Annotated in this window: 21 protein-coding genes; 18 read left to right on the forward strand and 3 right to left on the reverse strand. The window is 63.6% G+C overall.

Annotated elements, in window-relative coordinates; genetic code table 11:
* Positions 1–115: 115 nt before the first annotated feature.
* From ychF to LSO07_RS03445, 13 genes are all read left to right on the forward strand, one after another.
* Complete coding sequence (gene ychF, locus LSO07_RS03385; protein WP_151092284.1) at positions 116–1,207, forward strand: redox-regulated ATPase YchF; 1,092 nt, start codon at positions 116–118, stop codon at positions 1,205–1,207.
* A gap of 110 nt (positions 1,208–1,317) precedes the next feature.
* Positions 1,318–2,241 carry a glycosyltransferase family 2 protein gene (locus LSO07_RS03390; RefSeq protein ID WP_151092286.1) on the forward strand — a complete coding sequence of 308 codons (924 nt, stop codon included), beginning with the start codon at positions 1,318–1,320 and terminating at the stop codon, positions 2,239–2,241.
* A gap of 56 nt (positions 2,242–2,297) precedes the next feature.
* The gene (locus LSO07_RS03395; protein WP_208672446.1) at positions 2,298–2,846 is read left to right on the forward strand and encodes a dTDP-4-dehydrorhamnose 3,5-epimerase family protein; all 549 of its coding nucleotides are present in this window, start codon (positions 2,298–2,300) and stop codon (positions 2,844–2,846) included.
* Between the two features lie 21 nt (positions 2,847–2,867).
* The gene (locus LSO07_RS03400; RefSeq protein ID WP_151092288.1) at positions 2,868–4,280 is read left to right on the forward strand and encodes a lipopolysaccharide biosynthesis protein; all 1,413 of its coding nucleotides are present in this window, start codon (positions 2,868–2,870) and stop codon (positions 4,278–4,280) included.
* 121 nt (positions 4,281–4,401) lie between these two features.
* Positions 4,402–4,920, forward strand: coding sequence for a sigma-70 family RNA polymerase sigma factor (locus tag LSO07_RS03405; RefSeq protein WP_092609933.1), 519 nt, complete (start codon positions 4,402–4,404; stop codon positions 4,918–4,920).
* Positions 4,921–4,923: 3 nt separating this feature from the next.
* A complete protein-coding gene (locus LSO07_RS03410; RefSeq protein WP_151092290.1) occupies positions 4,924–5,889 on the forward strand; it encodes a FecR domain-containing protein in 966 nt (321 codons plus the stop codon).
* Positions 5,890–5,992: 103 nt separating this feature from the next.
* Positions 5,993–7,759, forward strand: coding sequence for an ABC transporter ATP-binding protein (locus tag LSO07_RS03415; RefSeq protein ID WP_151092292.1), 1,767 nt, complete (start codon positions 5,993–5,995; stop codon positions 7,757–7,759).
* A complete protein-coding gene (locus LSO07_RS03420) occupies positions 7,753–9,528 on the forward strand; it encodes an ABC transporter ATP-binding protein (RefSeq protein WP_151092294.1) in 1,776 nt (591 codons plus the stop codon). Before LSO07_RS03415 ends, LSO07_RS03420 begins: the two co-directional genes overlap by 7 nt.
* 13 nt (positions 9,529–9,541) lie before the next feature.
* Complete coding sequence (locus LSO07_RS03425; RefSeq protein WP_225317162.1) at positions 9,542–10,498, forward strand: ABC transporter permease; 957 nt, start codon at positions 9,542–9,544, stop codon at positions 10,496–10,498.
* Positions 10,495–11,445, forward strand: a complete 951-nt coding sequence (locus tag LSO07_RS03430; protein WP_151092298.1) for an iron chelate uptake ABC transporter family permease subunit — start codon at positions 10,495–10,497, stop codon at positions 11,443–11,445. The genes LSO07_RS03425 and LSO07_RS03430 overlap by 4 nt, the downstream gene beginning before the upstream one ends.
* Positions 11,442–12,212, forward strand: a complete 771-nt coding sequence (locus LSO07_RS03435; RefSeq protein ID WP_151092300.1) for an iron ABC transporter ATP-binding protein — start codon at positions 11,442–11,444, stop codon at positions 12,210–12,212. The genes LSO07_RS03430 and LSO07_RS03435 overlap by 4 nt, the downstream gene beginning before the upstream one ends.
* A 1-nt stretch (position 12,213) precedes the next feature.
* Entirely contained in the window at positions 12,214–13,197 is a 984-nt protein-coding gene (locus tag LSO07_RS03440; RefSeq protein WP_151092302.1) for a siderophore ABC transporter substrate-binding protein, read from the forward strand.
* 104 nt (positions 13,198–13,301) lie between these two features.
* On the forward strand, positions 13,302–15,755 hold the full coding sequence (locus LSO07_RS03445) for a TonB-dependent receptor (protein ID WP_151092304.1): 2,454 nt from the start codon (positions 13,302–13,304) through the stop codon (positions 15,753–15,755).
* Between the two features lie 2 nt (positions 15,756–15,757).
* Here the strand turns inward: LSO07_RS03445 and LSO07_RS03450 are convergent, their stop codons facing one another.
* Positions 15,758–16,594: a MipA/OmpV family protein gene (locus tag LSO07_RS03450; protein WP_151092306.1), complete on the reverse strand. Its 837-nt coding sequence runs from the start codon at positions 16,592–16,594 to the stop codon at positions 15,758–15,760.
* Positions 16,591–17,085, reverse strand: coding sequence for a hypothetical protein (locus tag LSO07_RS03455; RefSeq protein ID WP_151092308.1), 495 nt, complete (start codon positions 17,083–17,085; stop codon positions 16,591–16,593). Before LSO07_RS03455 ends, LSO07_RS03450 begins: the two co-directional genes overlap by 4 nt.
* A 133-nt stretch (positions 17,086–17,218) precedes the next feature.
* On the opposite strand from LSO07_RS03455, the gene LSO07_RS03460 reads away from it, so the two are divergent.
* The 3 genes from LSO07_RS03460 to LSO07_RS03470 all read left to right on the forward strand — a co-directional run bounded on the left by LSO07_RS03460 (position 17,219) and on the right by LSO07_RS03470 (position 20,485).
* Positions 17,219–18,313 carry a type II asparaginase gene (locus LSO07_RS03460; RefSeq protein ID WP_070259582.1) on the forward strand — a complete coding sequence of 365 codons (1,095 nt, stop codon included), beginning with the start codon at positions 17,219–17,221 and terminating at the stop codon, positions 18,311–18,313.
* 128 nt (positions 18,314–18,441) lie between these two features.
* Entirely contained in the window at positions 18,442–19,293 is an 852-nt protein-coding gene (locus tag LSO07_RS03465) for an MOSC domain-containing protein (RefSeq protein ID WP_151092310.1), read from the forward strand.
* 34 nt (positions 19,294–19,327) lie between these two features.
* Positions 19,328–20,485, forward strand: coding sequence for a GGDEF domain-containing protein (locus LSO07_RS03470; RefSeq protein ID WP_092609076.1), 1,158 nt, complete (start codon positions 19,328–19,330; stop codon positions 20,483–20,485).
* Here the strand turns inward: LSO07_RS03470 and LSO07_RS03475 are convergent, their stop codons facing one another.
* The gene (locus LSO07_RS03475) at positions 20,486–22,465 is read right to left on the reverse strand and encodes a monovalent cation:proton antiporter family protein (RefSeq protein WP_034778378.1); all 1,980 of its coding nucleotides are present in this window, start codon (positions 22,463–22,465) and stop codon (positions 20,486–20,488) included.
* An 84-nt stretch (positions 22,466–22,549) separates the two neighbouring features.
* Between LSO07_RS03475 and LSO07_RS03480 the strand changes: the two genes are divergently transcribed.
* Together LSO07_RS03480 and LSO07_RS03485 are read left to right on the forward strand one after the other, a co-directional pair.
* Positions 22,550–23,584, forward strand: a complete 1,035-nt coding sequence (locus LSO07_RS03480) for a KpsF/GutQ family sugar-phosphate isomerase (RefSeq protein WP_034778532.1) — start codon at positions 22,550–22,552, stop codon at positions 23,582–23,584.
* Entirely contained in the window at positions 23,584–24,117 is a 534-nt protein-coding gene (locus LSO07_RS03485; protein ID WP_034778379.1) for a KdsC family phosphatase, read from the forward strand. The genes LSO07_RS03480 and LSO07_RS03485 overlap by 1 nt, the downstream gene beginning before the upstream one ends.
* Positions 24,118–24,120 lie beyond the last annotated feature (3 nt).

Here is a 24,120-nt window from a genome sequence, read left to right on the forward strand (position 1 = left end):
AGAGGTACAATTGACCCTTACAAGCATTAATACAGCAAGATTATCCAGAAAACGCCCGCAACGGCCGTTTTGCACCAGCCGCTTGCCGGCAATATTGATTATTTAAAGGTTTTCCATGAGTCTCCAATGCGGTATCGTCGGCTTGCCGAACGTCGGCAAGTCCACCCTGTTCAATGCACTGACGAAAGCCGGCATCCCGGCTGAAAACTATCCGTTCTGCACCATCGAGCCGAACGTCGGCGTCGTCGAAGTGCCGGATCCGCGCATGGATGCGCTGGCCGCCATCGTCAAGCCGGAACGCATGGTCAACGCCATCGTGGAATTCGTCGACATCGCCGGCCTGGTGGCCGGTGCATCGAAGGGCGAGGGCCTGGGTAACCAGTTCCTGTCGCACATCCGCGAAACGGACGCCATCGTCAACGTCGTGCGCTGCTTCGAAGATGACAACGTCATCCACGTGGCCGGCAAGATCAATCCGCTCGACGATATCGAAGTCATCCAGACTGAACTGGCGCTGGCCGACATGGGCACCGTGGAAAAAGCCATTCACCGCGAAAACAAGAAAGTCCGTTCGGGCGACAAGGACGCGGCCAAGCTGCTGGCCATCATGGAACGCATGATGCCTTACCTGAACGATGCCAAGCCCGTGCGCGCCATGGGCCTGGACGCCGACGAAATGGAACTGATCAAGCCGCTGTGCCTGATCACGGCCAAGCCGGCCATGTTCGTGGCCAACGTGTCCGACACGGGCTTCACGAATAACCCGTTGCTGGACCAGCTGACGGCCTATGCGCAATCGCAAAACGCGCCCATCGTCGCCATCTGCGCCGCGCTGGAAGCGGAAATCGCCGACCTGGACGATGCCGACAAGGGCGCTTTCCTGGCCGACATGGGCATGGAAGAGCCAGGCCTGGACCGTCTGATCCGCGGCGCGTACAAGCTGCTGGGCTTGCAAACCTACTTCACGGCTGGCGTGAAGGAAGTGCGCGCCTGGACCATCCATGTGGGCGACACGGCACCGCAAGCGGCCGGCGTGATCCACACCGACTTCGAACGCGGCTTCATCCGCGCGCAAACCATCGCCTATGACGACTTCATCGCCTACAAGGGCGAAGCGGGCGCCAAGGAAGCGGGCAAGATGCGCGCCGAAGGCAAGGAATACGTGGTCAAGGATGGCGACGTGCTGAACTTCCTGTTCAACGTCTAAGGACAGATGCTTGCTGGCGAGCGCCAGCAACATACTGCATTCGTCCATTGCGAAATGCCGCTCAATGTATTTGGGCGGCATTTTTTTGTCTGTGATGTGAAAGGCTTGCCATGCAGTCAGAGAAACACCCGCTCGTTTCCATTGTCATGGCCACGTATAACCGGAGCAATATCCTCGGGTATGCGATTCAATCGGCACTCGCCAGCACCGTGCAGGATTGGGAACTGATTATCGTCGGCGATTGCTGCACCGACGACACTGCCGAGGTGGTCGCCGCGTTCGGCGACGCGCGCATCCGCTTTGTGAACCTGGACACCAATTACGGCGAGCAGACGGGACCCAACAATCTCGGTGTCAGCCTGGCGCGTGGCACCTATCTGGCATTCCTGAACCACGATGACCTGTGGTTGCCCGATCATTTGCAAAGCAGTATCGATGTCCTCGAGCGCGCCGGGGCCGACCTGGCCTTTGGCCAGGGATTGGTGGTCTTGCCGGTCGGATATCACATGGTGGGGGCGCTGGCGGACGGCGTGCAACCGTACCGTCCATGGATGGACGTGCCCGCCACTCTGTGGGTCATGCGGCGTGAACTGACCCGGCAGATCGGCCCGTGGAAGCCATCATGGGAAGTGCGCTGCTCGCCGTCGCAGGCGTGGTTGCACCGCGTGTATCGCGCGGGGCGGCCGATGCTGGTCCATCCCCGTATCGGTGCCATCCTTATCCAGTCTGGCACCCGCAGCAATGCCTACCTGGAACGGCAGCACAGCGAGCATGCGTTCTGGTGGGCGCACATGCAAGATCCGCTGAATATTCTGCAGGCGGTTACCACGCTGTATGGCAAAGTGGGCCATGAGCGTCTGATTGCGCCGCTACAGTCTGCCATGACGACCGTAAAAGCGTTGTCGCGCCGTCTTTGTTATATGTTGGGGCTGTGGCCGCCGTATCCCGGTTACTGGCTCAGGTATTGGCGCAAAGGCACATTTTTACGTGAATTGCGCCGCCGCCGGGGATTGAAGGAGCTGCCGCGGCGATAGATAATATGATGGCAATACATAAGAGAATTTTTATAAAATTTCTGGGGGTAGATCTGGTGGATGAGAAAGATAACTGGCTGTTGGCTGGCGCGAAGCAGGATGGCGAAAGCATTACCAAGGAGTGGAAGCCGACGACGCCTTCCTTGATCGATGGCGTGATCTTTCAGGAAATCAAGCCTGTCTTGACGGCGTACGGTAGCCTGACTGAAATTTTCCGTACGGAATGGGTGCCCGATGCGGCGCAGATAGGCCAGATATTCGCCTCGACCCTGGAGCCGGGCGGACTGAGTGCCTGGCATGCGCATGCCATCACGACGGACCGCCTGTTCGTGGCGGCAGGCCAGATGCGCGTGGTGCTGTACGACGCGCGCACGGATTCGCCGACCTTTGGCATGCTCAACGAATTCAAGCTGGGCACCAAGCGTCCCGGCCTGCTCGTCGTGCCGCCGCGTGTCTGGCATGGCGTGCAGAATTACTGCAGCACGCCAGCCATCCTCGTCAATGCGGTGGACCATGCGTATCGCTATGATGCGCCGGATCACTGGCGCGTGCCGGCCGATTCGGACACGATCCCATATCGTTTCTCTAACGACAGGCATGGCTGAGATGTCCTGCCTGCCTGGCTGATGCACCTGACCCGTCTCGCGGGTTTTTCAGCCGGCCCCATCTTGTCGCTGCTGGGCAGCCTAGCCACCGTGCCTGCCGTGGCCTGGCTGTTTCCGCCTGCCGACATCGGCAAGCTGGATTTCTTCATGACCGCGTGCACGGTGGCCAGTTTGCTGATGTCGCTGGGGCTGGATAAGGCCTTTCTGCATGAATACCATTACAGCACCGCGCGTAGCGGCTTGCTGAAGGCGTGCCTGTTGCCGGCCGTGCTGCTGGCGCCCGTGGCGCTCGCGCTGGTGCTGCTGTTTGCCGCGCCCGTAGCGCAGTTGTTATTTGACGTTGCGCAACCCGCACTGGCCGTCCTGTTCGCTGTAGGCATGCTGAGCGCCCTGGTCAATCGCCTGATCGCGCAACTCTTTCGCATGCAGGAGCGCGCCTGGGTATTCAGCCTGGCGCAAGTGCTGCCAAAAATCACACTGCTGATGCTGTTGCCTGTCCTGTGGTGGGATTCGCAGCGAAATTTCGTGCACCTGGCAAGCCTGGTGGTGACCACCACCTGGATGGTCACGCTCTGGCTGCTGTGGCATGCACGCGCATCGCTGGCGCAAGCCTGGAACGCCGCCCTGGACTGGGTGCTGTTGCGGCGTCTGCTTTCCGAGGCGGGCCCCCTGCTGGTGAGCAGCATTTTTTACCTGTCCATGCTGTCTGCCGGCATGGGCTTGCTGCGCCTCTTTGCCGGCTTTGACGAGCTCGGTATTTATGCGTTGGCCATGCGCGTGGCTGCCGGCGCCTGGCTGGTGCAGTCGATTTTCACGATTGTCTGGGTGCCGCAAGTGCACAAATTGGCCGCGTCCGGTGGCGACCTGTCGAATATTGCCGCCATTTGCCGCCATGCGCAGTCTGTTGTGGTTGTGGGCTTTTGCCTGGCGGGCGCCCTGGCCTGGCTGATCGGTTGGGTCTTGCCGCCCAGCTATCATGGCGTCGCCTACCTGGCAGTGGCCACCGTGGGCCAGCCGCTGCTGTACGCCCTGGCGGAAGTGAGCGGTGTCGGCATCAGCCTGGCCCGCCGTCCTTCCTTGTCCATCGCCGCTTTCGCGGCAGGCTTGCTGGGCACCTTGCTGGCGGGCGCCGTGCTGGTGCCGCGCTGTGGCGCCACGGGCGCCGCCGTGGCGCAGTTGCTGGGTTTCCTCGTGTATTTTGTCGTCAAGACGGAACTGGGCATGCGCGTCTGGCGTCAGCTGCCGCGCCGTTCGCTGTACCTGAACGCCATCGTGCTGTCGCTGCTGGCGATGGGGCATGCCCTTTTTGCCCAGCGCCTGGGGCTGCTTGCTCCGCTGGCGTGGGGCGTGCTGCTGGCGGCCGCACTGCACGTCTACCGGCCTTCGCTATGGGCCGCCTTCAGGCTGCTCAAGCCGGCCAGGCAGCAGGGCTGACCGCATTTGCTGCCCGCCGCCGTGTTGCGCTTTCCTTGTTACTCCGCGTACAATGAGAATAATTCTCATTTATAATCCGATGCGCCTGTTCTTGCCGGCCGTTGGCGACAGGAAGGGTATCGTGAGCACCGCCGAGTTAGCGCTTCAGCAGCAAGTCAGCAGTCTTTACACCGACCACCATCACTGGCTGCGTGGCTTGCTGCGCCGTAAACTCGGCAATGCCTTCGATGCGGCCGACCTGGCGCACGATGTGTACCTGCACCTGATGAAGACGGGCAGGGTGCCGCCGGCCGGGGAGTCGCGCCGTCACCTGACGCAGATCGCCAACGGCATGGTCATCGACCTGTACCGCCGCCGCCAGATCGAAGCGGCCTACCTGGAAGTGCTGGCCCTGGTGCCCGAAGCGCTGGCGCCGTCCGAGGAAGAGCGCGCCCTGGTGATCGAGGCACTGACGGAAATCGATGCCGTGCTGCACCGGCTGCCCGCCAAGGCGCGCAAGGCATTGCTGCTGTGCAAACTCGATGGCCTGAGCTACCGCGACATCGCCGCCGAACTGGACGTCTCGGTGTCCTCCGTCGAAAAATACATCGCCGCCGGCTTGCTGGCCTGCTATCAAGCCATGCATGCGCCGGACGCCTGAGCCATGGAGGTGGTGATTGCACCGGCCATCGTGCAGCAGGCGGCCCAGTGGATGGCGCGCCTGTGGTCCGATGACGCCAGCGAGGAAGACCGGGCTGCCTGTGCCCGCTGGCGTGCCGCCCATCCCCACCACGACCTCGCCTGGCAGCGTTTGCAAGCGTTCGAAGGCAAGCTGCATAGCGTGCCGCGCGATGCGGCCCGGCATGCGCTGCGCGAACCGGCGCCGGCCGCCTACCTGAACCGCCGCCGTGCCCTGAAGCTGCTGGCCGTGCTGTTGCCCGTGGGCGGCATGGCGTACCTGCTGCGCGGCACGGATGCCTGGCAAGTGGCCACGGCCGGCCACGGCACCGGCACGGGCGAGATCCGCGAGATTACCCTGCCTGACGGCACGCGCGTGATGCTCGCTTCCGCCTCCGCCATTGACGTGCGCTTCGACGCCAGCGAGCGCTTGCTGATACTGCGCAGCGGCGAAATCCTCGTCACGACGGCGCACGATCCCGATCCGGCGCAGCGGCCTTTCCGCGTGCAGGGACGCCACGGCACGGTGCGGGCGCTGGGCACGCGTTTTACATTGCGGCAAGACGAACACACGTCGCGCGTGGCCGTCTTCGAGGGCGCCGTCGAAGTGCGCCTCGCGCATGCACCTGGCCAGGCCGTGCGCATCGACACGGGCTACAGTGCCATCTTCTCGGCCGATATCGTGCAGTCTGGCGCACCCGCGTCCGCCAGCGCCATGGCCTGGAGCAAGGGCGTGCTGGTGGCCGACAACATGCGCCTGGACGAGCTGCTTGCGGAACTGGCCCGCTATCGCCCCGGCCTGCTGCGCTGCGACCCTGCCGTGGCCAGCTTGAGCGTCAACGGCGTGTTTTCCCTGCGCGACACGGACCGCGCGCTGCATAACCTGGCGCTGGCCTTGCCCGTGCAAATCGTTGCGCGCACGCGCTACTGGGTGACGGTGCAAGCCTCCTGACAATTTCGCAGGCCCGATTGAGGGTTTCGCATTCTCGTTCGGGATATAGGGTGAGAGCCACCCTTAATCATTGACCTTATGCCCGTTTTTTCCCGCCTTTCCCATGAGTAGCCCAAGCCGCCAGGCCGGCCCGATCAGCCGGATACTCCAGCCCATCCGCGGACGCCTGATCGCCGCCGCCGTGCTGGCCGGCGCTGGTTCCATGCTGACCCTGGTACCGCTGGCAGGCATCGCGCAGATCGCGCAAATCGCCCTGAATCCCGCGCTGGCGCGAGGCGATGTATGGCAGATCATCATCGCCAGCGTCGCTTGCCTGTTTGCCGGCATGGCCCTGATCTCGCTGGGCGAGCTGGCCGCGCACCTGGCCGACAACCGCCTCACCCATCAACTGCGCCTGCAAGCCATGCAGCGCCTGGGGCAAGTGCCGCTGGGCTGGTTCACCAGCCGCGCTTCGGGCGAGGTCAAGCAGGCGATGCAGGACGACATCAATACCCTGCACAGCCTCACGGCGCACTTTTACACGACGACGGGGCGCGCCGTGGGCGCCATCGCCATCTCCATTATTTACCTGTTCGCCATGGACTGGCGCCTGGCCCTCATTGCCATCCTGCCATTTCCAGGCTTCTTCCTGTTCTTTGGCCGTGCCATGAAAGCCAGCGGCGGCAACATGGAACAATTCGTCGCCGGCATGGGACGCATCAACAATGCCGTGGTGGAATTCGTCAACGGCATTCCCGTGGTCAAGGCCTTTGGCGCCACGGGACGCGCGCACGGCAGCTACCGCACGGCCGTCGATGCGTTTGCCGAGGCGTTTGTCGCGTTTACCCGTCCGCTGGTCGGTTCCATGGCCAACGCCAACGCGCTGATCGCGCCCGTCGCCGTGCTGGGCGTGGTGGTGCTTGCCGGCACGGCCTTCGTGGCCTTGGAGGCGATGGCGCCTGTGGATATCCTGCCGTTCGCCCTGGTGGCGCCCGGCATTTCCGCGCCCATGCTATTGCTGCATTACCTGACGCATGACCTCAACAATGCGACGGGTGCCGCCCAGCGCGTGCAAGCCTTGCTCGACACGCCCGTACTGGCGCAGCCGGCACCGGATGAGCAGCAGTTGCCTGACGGCACCGAGATTCGCATGGAGCGTGTGGGCTATGCCTACGATGGGCACAACAAGGTGCTGTCGGACATCACGCTCACTTTGCGTCCTGGCACGGTGACGGCCATCGTCGGCGCCTCCGGTTCCGGCAAGTCGACCCTGGCACGGTTGCTGCTGCGCTTTTTCGACCCGACCGAAGGACGCATCACGCTCGGTGGCGTCGACCTGCGGCACATCGCCACGCCCGAGCTGTACCGGCGCATCGGTTTCGTGCTGCAGGAAGTGCGGCTGATCCACGCCAGCGTGCGCGAGAACATCGGGCTGGGCCGGCCGTCGGCCAGCTTGCAGGAAATTGAAGCGGCGGCGCGCCTGGCGAACATTCACGAGCGCCTCCTGGCCTTGCCACGCGGCTACGATTCCGTCATCGGCGAGGATGCGCAACTGTCCGGCGGCGAATTGCAGCGCGTGAGCATCGCGCGCGCCGTGCTGCTCGACCCGCCCGTGCTGGTGCTCGATGAAGCGACGGCCGCGGCCGATGCGGAAAATGAAGTGGCGATCCAGGACGCGCTGTCGCGCTTTGCCCAAGGCCGCACCCTGCTGGTGATCGCGCACCGGCTCGACACCATCATGCATGCCGACAATATCGTCGTTGTCGAGAACGGCGTTATCGCCGAGCAGGGCAGCCATGCCGGCTTGCTTGCCCGCCAGGGCCGCTATGCGCAACTGTGGGCGCTTGGCGGCTATCAAGACACCTCGAAAGAAACGGTGCTCCCATGCTGAAAACATTCATTCAACTGCTGGGCGACGATGCGCCCGTGTTTCGCCGCTACTGTGCCATGGCGCTTGCGTACGGCGTGCTCAGCGGGCTGACGATCACGGCGCTGGTGCTGGCCCTGGGACGCTTGCTGGCCGGCGATACGGGCGGCGCGGCCCTGTGGCTAATCGTGCTGCTGGCCGGGCTGGTCGCTTGCTGGGCCTGGCGGCGCCAGGTGGAAAAAGCGGGCGTGCGCGTGGGCGTGACGGTCTTGCAAGGGGCGCGCCAGCGCCTGGGCGACCACGTGGCGCGCCTGCCCGTCGGCTGGTTCACGCCGGAGAATACAGCGAAGCTGGGCCACGTCATCACGCAAGGCATGATGAATGTGGCGCAGCTGCCCGCCCACGTGCTCACGCCTGTCATCTGCGGCGCCGTCACGCCCGTGGTGATGCTTGCCGCGCTGTTTGCGCTGCACTGGCAGCTGGGCGTCATCGCGCTGCTGGCGCTGCCCCTGCTGGCCGGCGCCTTGCGGCTCACGGCATACCTGGGCCAGCGCGCCGACGATGCCTACCACCATCATTTTGCCCAGACCAGCCAGCGCCTGGTGGAGTTTGCGCAAGCGCAATCGGTGTTGCGCGCCTTCAATGGTAACGGCGGTGGTGCGGCTGACGGCGGCACGCGTTTCCTGCAGCAAGCCATCGACGCGCAGCGCCACGCGGGCACGCGGCTCATTTACCTGTCGGCGCTATCGTCCGTACTCAACGCCTGGACCGTGCAAGCCATCTTTGCCGCCTTGCTGGCCGCCGCCGCGCTGTGGCTGAACGCGCTGCTGGGCGGTGCCGCCGGCACGGGCGATGCCATCGCCGTCATCGTGGCCTTGCTGCTGGTGGTGCGCTTTGTCGACCCGCTGCAGGAAGTGGCCAGCTATGGCGAAGTGCTGCGCGGCGCGCGCGGTCCGCTGGACGCTGCGCGCGATATCTTCGCCGTGCAGCCCTTGCCGGAAGCACACAAGCCGCAAGCGCCGCGCGATGGTTCCGTTGAGCTGCGCGGCGTGGCTTTCCGCTATGCACAGGATCAGGCCGACGTATTGACGGACATTAACCTGCACATCGCGCCGGGCAGCATGACGGCGCTGATCGGCGCCTCCGGCTCCGGCAAGACGACCCTGGTGCGCCTGATCGCGCGCTTCTTTGACGCCAGTGCCGGCACTGTGCTGGTGGGCGGCGTCGATGTGCGTGACATGTCCAGCGAGCAACTGGCTGGTCAGATCAGCCAGATATTCCAGGACAGTTATCTGTTCCAGGGCAGCATCGGCGACAACATCCGCATCGGCAAGCCGGATGCCACCGATGCCGAGGTGCTGGAAGCGGCGCGGCAGGCGGGTGTGACCGAAATCATCGCCCGCTTGCCGCAGGGGCTCGATACCCTGGTGGGCGAGGGCGGCGCGCGCCTGTCCGGCGGCGAACGCCAGCGTATCGCGATTGCGCGCGCGCTGGTCAAGGATGCGCCGATTCTGCTGGTCGACGAGGCGACGGCCGCGCTCGACGCGGAAAACCAGGCCGCCATCGCCGAAGCGCTGGCGCGGTTGCGCGGCAGGCGCACGGTGATCGTCATCGCGCACCAGCTGTCGACGGTGGCCATGGCCGACCAGATCGTCGTGCTGGACGGTGGCACGATTCGCGATCAGGGCACGCCAAGCGCCTTGCGCGCGCAGGACGGCCTGTATGCGCACTTCCTGGCGCAGCGCCAGGCGGCCAAGGGCTGGCGCATCGCCTCCGCCGCGCCGCAGCAATGAACGGGATGACGATTTGACGCGCGCGAGTCTGCTGTGCCTATTCTTCCTCCTGTGCTGCGCGTCCTTGCTGGTCGGTGCACGGCAGATGGAGTGGGCGCAGCTATTGTCCTCGTCCGACGCGCTGTCCGCCGATGCTTGGCTGACCCTCACGGCCAGCCGGCTGCCACGCCTGGCCGCGCTGGTGCTGACGGGCGTGGGCCTGTCTGTCTGCGGCGTCATCCTGCAGCACATCGTGCGCAACAAATTCGTCGAACCGGCCACCTCGGGCGGCCTCGACGCGGCCAAGCTGGGCATCCTCGTGGCGCTGACCGTGGCGCCCGCGGCGGGCACGGCCGGCAAGATGGCGTTTGCGCTGACCTTCTGTTTTGCCGCCAGCCTGATTTATGTGGCGCTGATCCGCCGCATCCGCTTCAAGAACACGATACTCGTCCCCGTGATCGGTCTCGTGTATGGCGGCGTGCTCAGCGCCTTGGCCGAATTCTATGCCTACCGCCACAACATCCTGCAAAGCATGCAGGGCTGGCTGCTTGGCGATTTTTCGCGCATCGTGCAGGGCAATTATGAAATCATTTATCTGATCCTGCCCATCGTTGCACTCACGTATGTGTACGCGCAGCGTTTTACCGTGCTGGGCATGGGCGAGGGCATGGCCACCAGCCTGGGCTTGAACTATGCGGGCACGGTGGCGCTGGGCCTGATGCTGGTGGCCGTCACGGTGGCGGTCACGGTGATCACGGTGGGGGCGATCCCGTTTGTCGGGCTGGCCATTCCCAACCTGGTGGCCTTGCGTTACGGCGACAATCTGGCGCGCACCCTGCCCATCGTGGCGCTGGGCGGCGCGGCGCTGCTGCTGGCCTGCGACATCGCCGGGCGCCTGCTGATCTATCCATTCGAAGTGCCGATAGGCCTGACGGCAGGCGGCGTGGGCGGGGTGCTGTTCCTCGTGCTGATCATCCGGGGGCGGCGATGAGGCGTGTATTGACGCAACGGACGCTGTGGCTGGCCGTGTTTGCATTGGGGCTCGCTTTCCTCTTCATCGGTGCGAATCTGGACTTCGATTACATCATCCCGAAGCGATTATCGCGCCTGGCCGCCATCGTCATCGGCGGCGTTTGCGTGGCCGTGTCGTCGATTGTGTTCCAGACCATCGCCGGCAACCGCATCCTGACGCCGGCCGTCATGGGCTATGAAGCCGTGTATTTGCTGTTGCAATCGCTGCTGATCCTCGCGATGGGCATGCACAGCGTGGTGCTGCTGGGGCAGAACGGCAACTTCGTGCTGTCCATCGCGCTGATGCTGGCGTATTCCTGGGCCATCCACTATTGGTTGTTTCGTGATGGCAAGAACAACGTGTATTTCCTGTTGCTGCTGGGATTCGTGCTGACGATGGTGATCGGCACATTTACCCAGTTCATCCAGCTGCGCATCAGTCCCGGTGAATTTGCCATTTTGCAGGGTTTCAGCCAGGCATCGTTCAACAAGGGGCAGCCCGCACAATTGCTGTACTCGGCCTTGCTGGTGGGCGCTGCCTGCGTGGCCGTGGTGAAAGCCCTGCCGGCGCTCGACGTACTGGCGCTGGGGCGCGAACAGGCCATCTCGCTCGGTATCGATTACCGGCGCATGGTGCGGCTGCAGCTGGCGCTGATCGCCGTGCTGGTGGCCGTGTCGACAAGCTTGCTGGGGCCCACGGCCTTTATGGGCATCTTTGTAGCGAACACGACTTATGCCCTGGCCCGCACGGCACGCCACAGGGTCACCTTGCCCTTGGGCTGCGCCATCGCCATCGCCATCTTCCTGGCCGCCCAGCTGCTGGTCGAGCACGTTTTCAACTACCGGACCACGGTTGGCATCCTCGTCAACCTGGTGTGCGGCGCGTATTTCCTCGCGCTCATGGTCCGCACCCGAGGTACAGCATGATCCACGTCAACCATATCAAAAAAAGCTACGGCGCCAGGCCCGTGCTGGACAACGTCAGTGCGCAGTTTCCCAAGGGTAAAGTGACGTCCTTGATCGGCCCGAATGGCGCCGGCAAGACGACCTTGCTGATGCTCATCGCGCGCCTGCAGGAAGCGCATGGCGGCGAGATTACGATAGACGGGCACAGCATTGCAGCCATCCAGATCCGGGACTATGCGCGACTGGTGGCCACCCTGCGCCAGTCGCCCGATTTTCATCTGCGCCTGACGGTGGAAGAGCTGGTCGCCTTCGGGCGCTTTCCTTACAGCCGAGGTAGCTTGACGCCGCAAGACCGGCAAGCCATCGATGACGCCATCGCCTTCTTGTCGCTGGAAAACTTGCGCGCCGCCTACGTCGATGAGCTGAGCGGCGGCCAGCGGCAGATGGCCTTCCTGGCCATGACGATAGCCCAGCAGACGGACATTTTGCTGCTTGACGAGCCGCTCAATAACCTCGACATGAAGCACGCCGTGCAGATCATGCGCGCGCTGCGGCGCCTGTGCGACGAGCAGGGCCGCACCGTGGTCCTGGTGATCCACGACATCAATTTCGCCGCCAATTATTCCGACCACATCGTCGCCATGCAGGGCGGCGCCGTGCGCTTTTCCGGCCCCGCCCACGAGGTCGTGACGGAACAGCGCTTGCGGGCGCTGTACGACATCGACTTTCACATCGTGCGCAACGAGCGCGGCTGTGTCTGCAATTACTTTACCCCCACAGGAGCTTGAGATGATCTGGAACAAATCCCGCTGCGCGCTGGCCGTGCTGCTCGCCGCCATGGCCGCCCTGCAAGGCTGCAGCGACAAGGCGGCCACGGCGCCGCCAGCGCCTGCCGCTTCCGCGTCAGAGCAGGCATTTACCCCCATCACCATCGTGCACAAGCTGGGCACGACGGTGCTCACACATCGTCCGCAGAGGGTGGCCGTGCTCGACATGAACGAAGTTGATTTTCTCGACCAACTGGGCGTGCCCGTGGCCGGCATGGTGAAGGATTACGTGCCGCATTTCCTCAGCCGCTACAAGGAAGATCAGGGTATCCGCGACCTGGGCGCCATCGTGCAGCCCAATCTCGAGCATATCCACGCGCTCCAGCCCGACCTGATACTGATGACGTCGATCCAGGCCAACCATTACAAGGAACTGAGCCAGATCGCGCCCACCTTGCATTTCGACGTGGATTACCAGAACAGCGAGAGCAAGCACATCGACGTGGTCAAGCAACACTTGCTGACCCTGGGACGCATCTTCAGCAAGGAAGACATCGCCAGCCGGAAAGCGCAGGAGCTGGACGCCAAGGTGGCGGACGCGCGCAAGGTGATTCAGGACCGTCCCGAGAAGGCGCTCATCGTGCTGCACAACAATGGCGCCTTCAGCGCGTTCGGCGTGCGGTCGCGCTACGGTTTTGTCTTCGATGCGCTGGGCGTGAAACCTGCCAGCACAGCCGTCGAGGCGGGCTTGCATGGCCAGCCGATTTCCAGCGAATTCATCCAGCAAGCCAATCCCGACATCATCTATGTGGTGGACCGCACGGCCGTGATGGAACACCGTCCCGTCATGACGGCCGAGCAGATGGCCAATCCGCTGCTGCGCCAGACCAATGCCTGGAAGAATGGCCGCGTGGTCTTTGTCGATGCTGACGCCTGGTACATCACGGCGGCCAGCGTGACGTCGCTGAAGCGGGTGATCGACGATGTGCTGAAGGGCTATCAGTAATCAATAGTTTTAGTAATGATTCGTATTTGCATTGAGGGTTTTACCTTTTCGTTCGGGAGATAGGGTGAGAGCAAGCAATCATCCCATCTGAAAGGATTTACTGTATGACCCAACGCATGGCAACGCGCCACCTTCCCACCTTTAACCTGAGCCGCATCGCCACCGCCGTGCAACTGGCGCTTATCACGGGCTTGACCGTAGGGGTGTTAGGCGTGGCGGCCCCGTCAGCCTACGCGCAAGCGGGGGCGAGCCAGGCCCGGCATGCGTTCAGCGTGCCGGCCGGTACACTGGGCCTGGCGCTCAATACCTTTGCTGCCGAGGCGGGCGTTGAATTGACGGTCGAGGCTAGCCTGCTGCAAGGCAAGAGCAGCGCCGGCCTGTCCGGCAGCTACAGCGTGCCCGAAGGCTTTTACGAATTGCTGCGCGGCCATGGCTTGCAAGCCGTGCGCGAGGGTAATGGCAGCTACACGGTGCGCCGCGAAGCGGCGCATAGCGCCGCCGCCGAGGCTGCCGCCACCATGCCGGCCGTGACGGTATGGGGCAAGGGCAATGCGGTGACGGATGCCTACGCAGGCGGCCAAGTGGCATCCGGCGGCCGCGTGGGATTCCTGGGAGACAAGGACTTCATGGAAACCCCGTTCAACACCATCAGCTATACGGATAAATTCATCGAAGACCGGCAGGCGCGCGACATCACCGATGTGATTTCCGCCACCGACCCCACCGTCTTCAGCAGCGGCATGACGGGCATCATCGGCGAGAATTATTCGATACGGGGCTTCAGTTCGAATATCGGCGACGTCGCGTTTGGCGGCCTGTACGGCATCTCGCCCTACTACCGCACCTCGCCTGAAATGTTCGAGCGCATCGAAGTGCTGAAGGGACCGTCGGCCTTGCTCAATGGCATGCCGCCGGGCGGTTCCGTGGGCGGCAGCATCAACCTCGTGCCCAAGCGCGCGGGCGATGCGCCGCTGGCGCGGGTGACGGCGTCGTATATGTCGGACGCGCAATGGGGCGGCCATGTGGACCTGGGCCAGCGGTTCGGCGAGCATAAACAGTTCGGCATCCGCGTCAACGGCGTCTACCGCGATGGCGACGGCGCCATCGACCATCAGAAAAAGAAGACCGAGCTCGTCTCCGTGGGCCTGGACTGGCGTGGCAACGGTGCGCGCCTGTCCGCCGACCTGTATCACAGCGAGGACCGCGCCGATGGCTTGAACCGGGGCGTCAACCTGGCCGCCGGCTTGCCCGTGCCGCGTCCGCCGAAAGCGGAAACCTTATTAAATCCCAGCTGGGCGTTCTACGATACCAGGGACAAGGGCGCCATGCTGCGCGGCGAGCTGGACTTGAACGCGCAAGTGATGGCGTATGCCGCCGTGGGCGCCAGCCGGGCCGACTATCAGTCGACGGGCGCGTACCTGATCCAGGTGTTCAACACGGCTGGCGACTACCGCACCAATCTTGCCGACCTGGGTTTTGACGTGGAAAAGCAATCGGCGGAAGCGGGCTTGCGGGGCAAGCTGCGCACGGGCGGTATCGGCCATCAATGGGCCGTCAACGCCACCTATTATCACCATACGGACAAGCAGTACGGCCGCAGGAATACCCTGGCGAAAGACTGGATCACGAATATCTACAACCCCGTCTGGGGTCCGGCGACGCGCTTCGAGGCGCCGCAGATTTCCAAGGCAGAACTACGCCTGGCCAGTGTCGGCCTGGTCGATACGCTTTCTTTTGCGCAAGACACCGTGCAGCTGACGGTGGGCTTGCGCCGCCAGGAAGTGCTCAGCGATAACTTCAACATCAAGACGGGCGCGCGCACCTCGCGCTATGACGAAGGCGCCACCACGCCGGCCGTCGCCCTGCTGGTCAAGGCCAGCAAGACGATTTCCCTGTACGGCAACTACATCGAAGGCTTGAGCCAGGGCGCCACGGCGCCATTGACGGCGGCCAATTCGGGCGAGGTCTTTGCGCCGTACAAGTCGAAGCAGGCGGAACTGGGCTTCAAGGTCGACCTGGGCGAGTTCGCGCATACGGTCAGCGTGTATGAAATCAAGCGCCCCAGCAGCTATGTCGACCCGGTCAGCAATATCTTTTCCTTTGGCGGCGAACAGCGCAACCGCGGCATCGACTGGGGCTTCTTCGGTTCGCCCTTGCGCGACGTGCGGCTGATGGGAGGCGTGGCGTATGTCGATCCCGTCTTGAGCAAGACGGTGGGCGGCGCCAACCAGGGCAAGCAGGCCACGGGCGTGCCCAAGCTGCAAGCCAAGCTCGGTGTCGAATGGGATACGCCCGCCATCCCCGGCGTGACCCTGACCGCGAACGCGACGGCGGCATCGAAGCAATACATTAATGCCGACAATTCGATGTCCGTGCCGGGCCGTACCGTGTTTGACGTAGGTGCCCGCTATGCGACGCAGGCGGCTGGCCGGCCCCTGACCGTGCGCGCCAGCGTGACGAACGTCGGCAACAGGGCGTACTGGGCGCTGCCGCAATGGACCAGCCTGGGCCTGGGCGCGCCGCGCACCGTCATGCTGTCGGCCACGACGGAGTTTTAAGCCTATTCGTCCGGGCCCCGTGCCAGGCTGCTTGAACGTTGCCACGTCCACATCAGGCCGATGCCGGCCGAGGTGCCGCTGTTCTGGCGCAACAGGGGGCTGGCGCGGTTGGCGGCGCCTGTGTAAGTATCGTAGCGTACAAAGGCAAAGGCGCGCCAGTCCGGGTGCAGCCGGTACGAACCACCCAGGCCCAGCCGCGTGAGCATCAGCCCGCCTTTTGCCGCATACGCCGGGCGCTGAGCGGTGGCGAACGCGGGGCGCACGCCATACAAGTAATCGTTGATGGCGGCATTGCCCAGCACGGCGCCCAGGCTGGCATCGACATGCCATGCCTGCTGCTCGCCTTGCAGCGCGTAGACGAAGCGGGGCTCGAACGTGGCGCCCTGGCGGCGCAGGCCGCCGCGCGCTTCGATGACGGCGCGCAAGGGCAATTCCAGCCCCAGGCGGCTGTGCTGCGTCGGCTCGGCCAGCTTGATCTTCAGGCGCGGGCCAAACTCCACCAGGGTACCCAGGTCCGGCATGCCGCGCCGGGCCGGCACGTCGCTGGATCTGGCCGGCAAGGACAGGGCAAAACCGATATCCAAATCGAGGCGGTCTGTATTGAGCAGACGCGCGCCCACGCCGGAGCGGTCGGCGCGCAGCACTTTCCCGCGATAAATCAGATAGGGCAGGGCCAGGCTGCGCGTCGAGCGTTCGCTGGCGCCGGGATAGGCGGGCGTGACGGCCGTGCCGCCAAACACGCCCGCTTCCCATAAGGGCAGCGGTGCTTCGGCGGCGCGCGCCGGCGCCATGGCAATGCAGAGGGAGGTGGCGGCCAGCAAGGTGCGTGCGATATTCATCGGGGGACTCCGCAAGGTTTGCCCTCCGGCAGCGATTCCAGGTCGGCAAACGCCCCCAGCGCTTGTGATTGATGCCAGCCCAGTTCATTGCGCACGGCCAAGGCTTCCGTCGCCTTGCCCTGGCGTTCATACTGGTCGATCAGCGCCTTGTAGCTGAGGGCGCTCGATTGTTTGCTGCGCTTCGCCAGTGCGATGGCCTGACGGAAATGAAATTCAGCCGCATCGTAGCGGCAGGCCCCGCTGGCGGCGCGTCCCGCCTGGTGGTGCAGCCGCGCCTGCCAAGCGAGATCGCCATGGCCCAGTTCGACATTCCCGACGGCGTCCGCGTAGCTGCGCATGGCTTGCGCCCAGTCGCCCTGGCTGGCCGCCTCGCGTCCGAACTGCTCCTGCTGTGCCGCCATGCGCAGTTCCACCTGCGTGGCGCAGGCTGCCAGCGTCATCAAGACCAGCGCCAGGACGAGGCAAGAGCGGAAGGGGAGCAGTGTGGACATGGCGCCACTGTAGCGCATGGGAAGGCGCGCACGTTTGCGCGATACGCATGAATTCGGGATTTGCCCCGGCATGGATGACATATAATTTGCACACGACTTTGTTATTTTTGACAGTACACTTCACGGGAGCACCATGTTTTCACGCAAATTCCATTCTTGTGCACAGCTGATGCTGGCTACCTTGCTGATGGGCTTTATCGCCGCCTCCCCGGCGCGCGCGCAGCAGGCAGCCGTCAAATTGCCGAATGTGGTGATCCTGGCCACGGGCGGCACCATCGCCGGCAGCGGCGCCGACAGCACCACCACCGTCGGCTATACCTCGGCCACCGTGGGCGTCGAGCGCCTGATCGCGGCCGTGCCGGAATTGAAGAAAGTGGCGAATGTGAAAGGCGAGCAAGTGTTCCAGATCGCCAGTGAAAGCATGGGCAACAGCCACTGGCTGACCCTGGCCAAGCGCATCAACGTGCTGCTGGCCTCGAACGATGTCGATGGCGTGGTCGTCACGCACGGCACCGACACCATCGAGGAAACGGCGTATTTCCTGAACCTGACCGTGAAAAGCCATAAACCGGTGGTGGTCGTGGGCGCCATGCGTCCGTCGACGGCCATTTCGGCTGACGGCCCCATCAACCTGTACAACGCCGTGATGCTGGCGGGCAGCAAGGAAGCCGTGGGCAAGGGCGTCTTGGTGGCCTTGAACGACCAGATCAACGCGGCGCGCGAAGTGACCAAAACCAACACCTCGACCACCGACACCTTCAAGTCGCCGGAACTGGGCATGCTCGGCTATATCCAGGGCAGCAAGGCCTTCTTTTACCGCCAGTCGACGCGCAAGCACACCTTGGAATCGGAATTTGACATCAGCAAGCTCGATGCTCTGCCGCAAGTGGACATCGTCTACGGCTACGCGAACATGAACCGTGTCGGCATCGATGCCTTCATTGCTGCTGGCGCCAAGGGCATCATCCACGCGGGCGTGGGCGATGGCAGCGTGGCCGCGCAAATGAAGCCGGCTCTGGTGGAAGCGCGCCAGAAGGGCGTGCTGATCGTGCGTTCGAGCCGCGTCGGCCAGGGCATCGTGGCGCGCAATGGCGAAGCCAACGACGATGAACTCGACAGTGTCGTATCCGACACCCTGAACCCGCAAAAAGCCCGCATCCTGCTGATGCTGGCCCTGACCAAAACGAATAGCACGCAAGAAATCCAGCGTATCTTCTATACCTATTGATCGCTGTCACGCCGGCCTAGCCACTGAGGCTGGGCCTGGTAGATTTACGCTTGCCCGCTTTGCTGCCATACTTCGCTTCTGAATAATTTCCTGGCAGAAGCAGCAATACTGTTCCTTCTCCCCTGTCCATGGCTATCCTGTCCGACATCATTCTGTATCCGATCAAATCGTGCGCCGGCATCCATTTGCGCGAGGCCGTCCTGACGCGCTCCGGGCTGATGAGCGAGCACGTGTTCGACCGCGAATGGATGGTGGTGGATGCGCAAGGCCGCTTCCTGACCCAGCGCGAATATCCGCGCATGGCGCTGATCGTGCCATCCATCAAGGCCACGACCCTGGAATTGCGCGCGCCGGGCATGCTGCGCCTGGAAATCGAGCTGGGCTTGCCGCACCCGCAACTGGCACCGATGCTGGACGTGCAAGTGTGGGACGATACCGTGCGCGCCTACGATTGCGACGACGTCACGGCCACCTGGTTCAGTCAGGCCATCGGCGTGCCATGCCGCCTGGCGCGCTTTCACCCGGACGTGGTGCGCGCCACCAGCACCAAATGGACGGCTGGCGTGGCTGCCTCGACCATGTTTGCCGATGGCTATCCCGTGCTGATCGCCGGTGCCGCCTCGCTAGCCGATGTCAATGACAAGCTGCGCGCCGCCGGCCGTGAAGCGCTGCCGATGAACCGTTTCCGTCCCAACCTCGTCATTGGCGACATCGGCGCCTTCGAGGAAGACTACGCGGACTTCCTGCAATTCGGCGCGACCACCTTGAAACCCGTCAAGCCGTGTTCGCGCTGCCCGATCCCGTCGGTGGACCAGGCCACGGGCGTGCCCGGCCCGGACCCGCTCGACGTCATGCATGGCTATCGCGCCAAACCCGAGCTCGACGGCGCCATCTGCTTCGGCATGAACGCCATCGTCACCGAAGGCGGCGATGAGCGTATCGTGGTGGGGCAGGACATCGGTTTCGAACTGGCATTTTAAGCATGGCGCCCGCACACAAGGGTTTAAGGTTTCTATGAATCAAGCAATACAGCCAGACCCGCGCATTGCCAGCCTCGAAGCCGAAAACCAGGCTTTGCGCGCGCGCATGGCTTTCCTGCTGGAACAGGTCGAGCGCAACCACGACATCATGTGCCGGCACCAGGCGTTCGACCTGGAAATCGTCAGCGCGTCCACCTTTCCCGAATTGATCGGCACCATCTTCCGCACTTTGCCCGTGATTTCCGACCTCGACGGCGTTACCCTGAGCCTGCTCGACGAGGATGACGATATCGTGCTGGTGATGGAAAAGCTGGGCGTCGATTTCAGCGCCTTCCCGCAGTTGCTGTTTGTGCATGCCGTGGCGGAGCTGGGTTTTGCTCCGCCGGCGTCCGTGGCCGAGGGGGAGGCGGCCTTGCCGCCGTTGCCGCTGCTGGGTGCCTTCGACGCGGCCGTGCATGGCCCGCGTTTTCCGCAGATCGACGCTCTGCGCAGCGTGGCGCTGGTGCCCTTGCTGCGCAACAAGCGCCTGATTGGCAGCCTGAACCTGGCCAGCAGCGACGTGACGCGCTTTACGCCCGCGCTGGGCACGGATTTCATCAAGCACATGGCGTCCATCATCGCCATATGCCTGGAAAACGTGATCAGCAATGAAATGCTCAAATACATCGGCTTGACCGATTCCTTGACGGGCGTCTACAACCGGCGCTATATCGACCGCCGGCTGCTGGAAGAAATCGCCCGCGCACGGCGCCAGAATTATTGCATCTCATGCATGTATATCGACATCGACCATTTCAAATTGGTCAATGACACGCATGGCCACCAGGGCGGCGATGAAGTGCTGCGCGAGGTGGCCACGCGCATCCGCACGGAATTGCGCCGCTCCGATGCGCTGGGCCGTTTCGGCGGCGAGGAATTCGTCGTCCTGCTGATCGACGCCGACCTCGATAGCGCGACCTTTGTTGCCGAACGCATTCGCGCCAGCATCGCCGGCACCATGTTTGACTTGCCGGGCAGCGCGCAAGCGTGGGTCAGCGTGTCGATCGGCGTGGCCAGCCTGGAAGCGGACGCGGCGCTACTCCCCATCGAAACGGTGGCGCAGCAGCTGGTGGCGCACGCCGACCAGGCCCTGTACCAGGCCAAGGCCGATGGCCGCAACAAGGTCGTCAGCTGGCAGGCGCAGCCCGGCTAATTATTTCAACAGCAAGGTTTCGGCTTTGGCCACGGCGTCGGCCGTGCCGCGCAGCACCACCACGTCGCCGCTGGCCAGCTGCGTCTCGGGGGTGACATCAAGGCGGCCCCGGCCGCGGCGGATGGCGGTCACAAACGCGCCGCAGCCGGCCACGTCGATCGTGCTCAAGGGCAGCCCCACGCAGTGCGCGCCCTCGTTGACGGTGACCGTATGCAGGCGTTCCAGCTCGGCATCGTCGCCCGCGTCGCTGGAACCGTGGAAATAGCCGCGCAAGGACGCATAGCGTTCTTCGCGCGCCGCCTGCACCCGGTGCACGACGCGGCGCAGGGGCACGCCCATCATGATCAGCGCATGCGAAGCGAGCATCAGGCTGCCTTCCATCAATTCCGGCACCACTTCGGCCGCGCCCGCCTTCTTCAGCTGGTCGAGGTCGGTATCGTCGTGGCTGCGCACGATGACGGGCAGGGTCGGCGCCATTTCGTTGAGCAAATGCAATAACTTCAGTGCCGAAGGCGTATTCGCATACGTGATCACCACGGCGCTGGCCCGGTAGATGCCGGCCGCCACCAGGCTTTCGCGCCGGCCCGCGTCGCCATACGACACGTGGGCGCCGGCCAGCTGCGCTTCCTGCACCCGTTCCGGGTCCAGGTCCAGCGCGTGGTATTCGATCTTTTCTTCCGCCAGCAGGGTGGCCAGGCTTTGTCCGCTGCGCCCGAAGCCGGCGATCAGCACGTGTTTCTGCGACGCCATGGTGCGCGTGGCGATCTTGGTCAGCGCCAACGATTGCATCATCCAGTCGTTGGCCGCCAGTTTCATGACGATGGCGTCGGACTTGGCGATGAGGAAGGGCGCCACCAGCATCGACAGCACCATCGACGCCAGCACCACCTGCACGACAAACGGGTCCATCAGCTTGATGCCGCCAGCCAGGTTCAGCAGCACGAAGCCGAACTCGCCCGCCTGCGCCAGTCCCAGCCCCGTGCGCAAGGCCACGCCGTTGCTGGAGCCGAACAGCCGGGCCAGGCCCGCGATCAGGGCGAATTTCAGCAGCACGGGGCCGCACAGCAAGAGCAGGACGAGCCACCAGTTTTCAAACACCACACGGATATTGAGCAGCATGCCGACGGTGATGAAGAACAGGCCCAGCAGCACGTCGCGGAAGGGCTTGATATCCTCTTCCACCTGATGCTTGAATTCCGTCTCGGAAATGAGCATGCCGGCAACAAACGCTCCCAGGGCCAGCGACAGTCCGGCCCGTTCCGTGATCCAGGCCGCGCCCAGGGTAATCAGGAGCAGGTTGAGCATGAACAACTCTTGCGAGCGGCGCTTGGCGACGATGGTCAGCCAGCCGCGCACCAGCTTCTGGCCGATGAAAAGCAGCAAGATCAGCACCACCAGGGCCTTGCCGCCGGCCCAGGCCAGGGTTTCGGCCAAGTTGTCCGAATCGCGCGTGAGGGCGGGAATCAAGATCAGCAGCGGCACGACGGCCAGGTCCTGGAACAGCAGAATGCCGATGATCTTGCGGCCGTGTTCGCTTTCGAGTTCCAGCCGTTCCGTGAGCATTTTCGAGACGATGGCCGTCGACGACATGGCCAGCGCGCCGCCCAAGGCGAAGGCGGCTTGCCAGCTCAGGTGGATGTAGGCGGATAGGTAATGTCCGACGAACCAGCCGAAGAAGACGGTGGCGATGATGGTGGTGACCACCTGCGCCATGCCAAGGCCGAAGACGATGCGCCGCATGGCGAGGAACTTGGGCAGGGAAAACTCGAGCCCGATGGAAAACATCAGGAAGACGACGCCGAATTCGGCCAGAGTGTGGCTGGCCTCGTTTTCCGCCGCCAGGCCCAGCGCGTGGGGGCCGATGACGATGCCGACGGCCAGGTAGCCCAGCATGGGCGGCAAATGCAACATTCTGAAAGCGACCACGCCCAGCACGGCGCTGCCGAGTAACATCAGGGTCAGTTCAAGCGAGGAAAACATGGGTTGCCCGGTGCGGTCAATGGAAATCGTTGTTTGTTGTGACTGGCAAGTTTTTTGCTTTCCTAATTCGTTTATACTTTGGGCATGAGTGTAACCCATGAAAAAACAATGCTGAAAGCTTTTGATCGAATTGACATGCAAGCGACGACCGAGCGCGCCGTCGCGCTGGCCCGCACCACCTTGCAGATCGAGTCCGACGCCATCGTTGCGCTGCACGCGCGCCTGGCCACGGACGACAGCGTGGGCCGCGCCGTGGCGATGTTGTTGCAATGCAAAGGAAGAGTCGTCGTCTCCGGCATCGGCAAATCCGGCCATATCGCGCGCAAGATTGCCGCCACCCTCGCTTCCACCGGCACGCCGGCCCTGTTCGTGCATCCGGCCGAAGCAGCCCATGGCGACCTGGGCATGGTCACCTCGGAAGATGCTTTTATTGCCATATCGTACTCCGGCGAATCGTCGGAACTGATGGCCATCATGCCCGTCGTCAAGCGCATGGGTGGCGTGCTGATTTCCATGACGGGCAAGCCGAATTCGAGCCTGGCCCAGCTGGCTGACGTGCACCTGGATATTTCTGTTGAGAAAGAAGCCTGTCCGCTGAACCTGGCGCCGACGGCCAGCACCACCGTCACCCTGGCCCTGGGCGACGCGCTGGCCGTGGCCTTGCTCGACTTGCGCGGCTTCAAGGAAGAAGATTTCGCCCGCTCGCACCCGGGCGGCGCCCTGGGCCGTCGCCTGCTCACGCACGTGCATGACGTCATGCGCAGCGGCGAACGCGTGCCGAAAGTGCCTGTGCAGGCTTCCTTGCTGCAGGCGCTGGAAGAAATGACGAAGAAAGGCATGGGCATGACGGCCATCGTCGACGCGGACAACCGCCCCGTGGGCGTGTTTACGGATGGCGACTTGCGCCGCATGTTCGAGCGCGTGCAGGATTTCACGCAAGTGGCGATCCGCGACGTCATGCATGCGCAGCCGCGCAGCATCGCGCCCGAACGCCTGGCCGTGGACGCCGTGGCCGTGATGGAGCAGTTCCGCATCAACCAGATGCTGGTCGTCGATGCTGACGGCAAACTGGTGGGCGCGCTGCATATCCATGATCTGACGCAAGCGAAGGTGATCTGATGGATAGCGTCGCGGACAACCTGGCACGCGCTGCCAAGGTCAAACTGATGATCTTTGACGTCGATGGCGTGCTCACCGACGGCAGCCTGCATTTCGGCCCGGACGGCGAGATGATGAAAACGTTTAATGTGTATGATGGCCTGGGCATCAAGCTGCTGCAGGAATCGGGCGTGCAGACGGCCATCATCAGCGCGCGCCGCTCGGCCATCACGGCGCGCCGCGCGCAAGACCTGGGCATTACTCACGTGCACCAGGGCGGCCACGACAAGCTGACGCCGTTTCGCGAACTGCTGGCGCTGACGGGCTTGACAGAAGAGCAATGCGGCTATATCGGTGACGACGTCATCGATGCGCCCATCCTGAAACGCGTCGGCTTTGCCGTCAGCGTGCCGGGCGGACGCCCGGAAGTGCAGGGCCTGGCCCACCATGTGACGCAGGCCGGCGGTGGCCGCGGCGCGGTGCGCGAGATCTGCGAATTCCTGCTGCGTGCCCAGGACAATTATGCGCGCGTCATGGCGCCGTTCCTGGAGTGAGGC

The organism is Janthinobacterium sp. PLB04 (genome assembly GCF_021165895.1).
GTDB classification, from domain to species: domain Bacteria; phylum Pseudomonadota; class Gammaproteobacteria; order Burkholderiales; family Burkholderiaceae_D; genus Janthinobacterium; species Janthinobacterium lividum.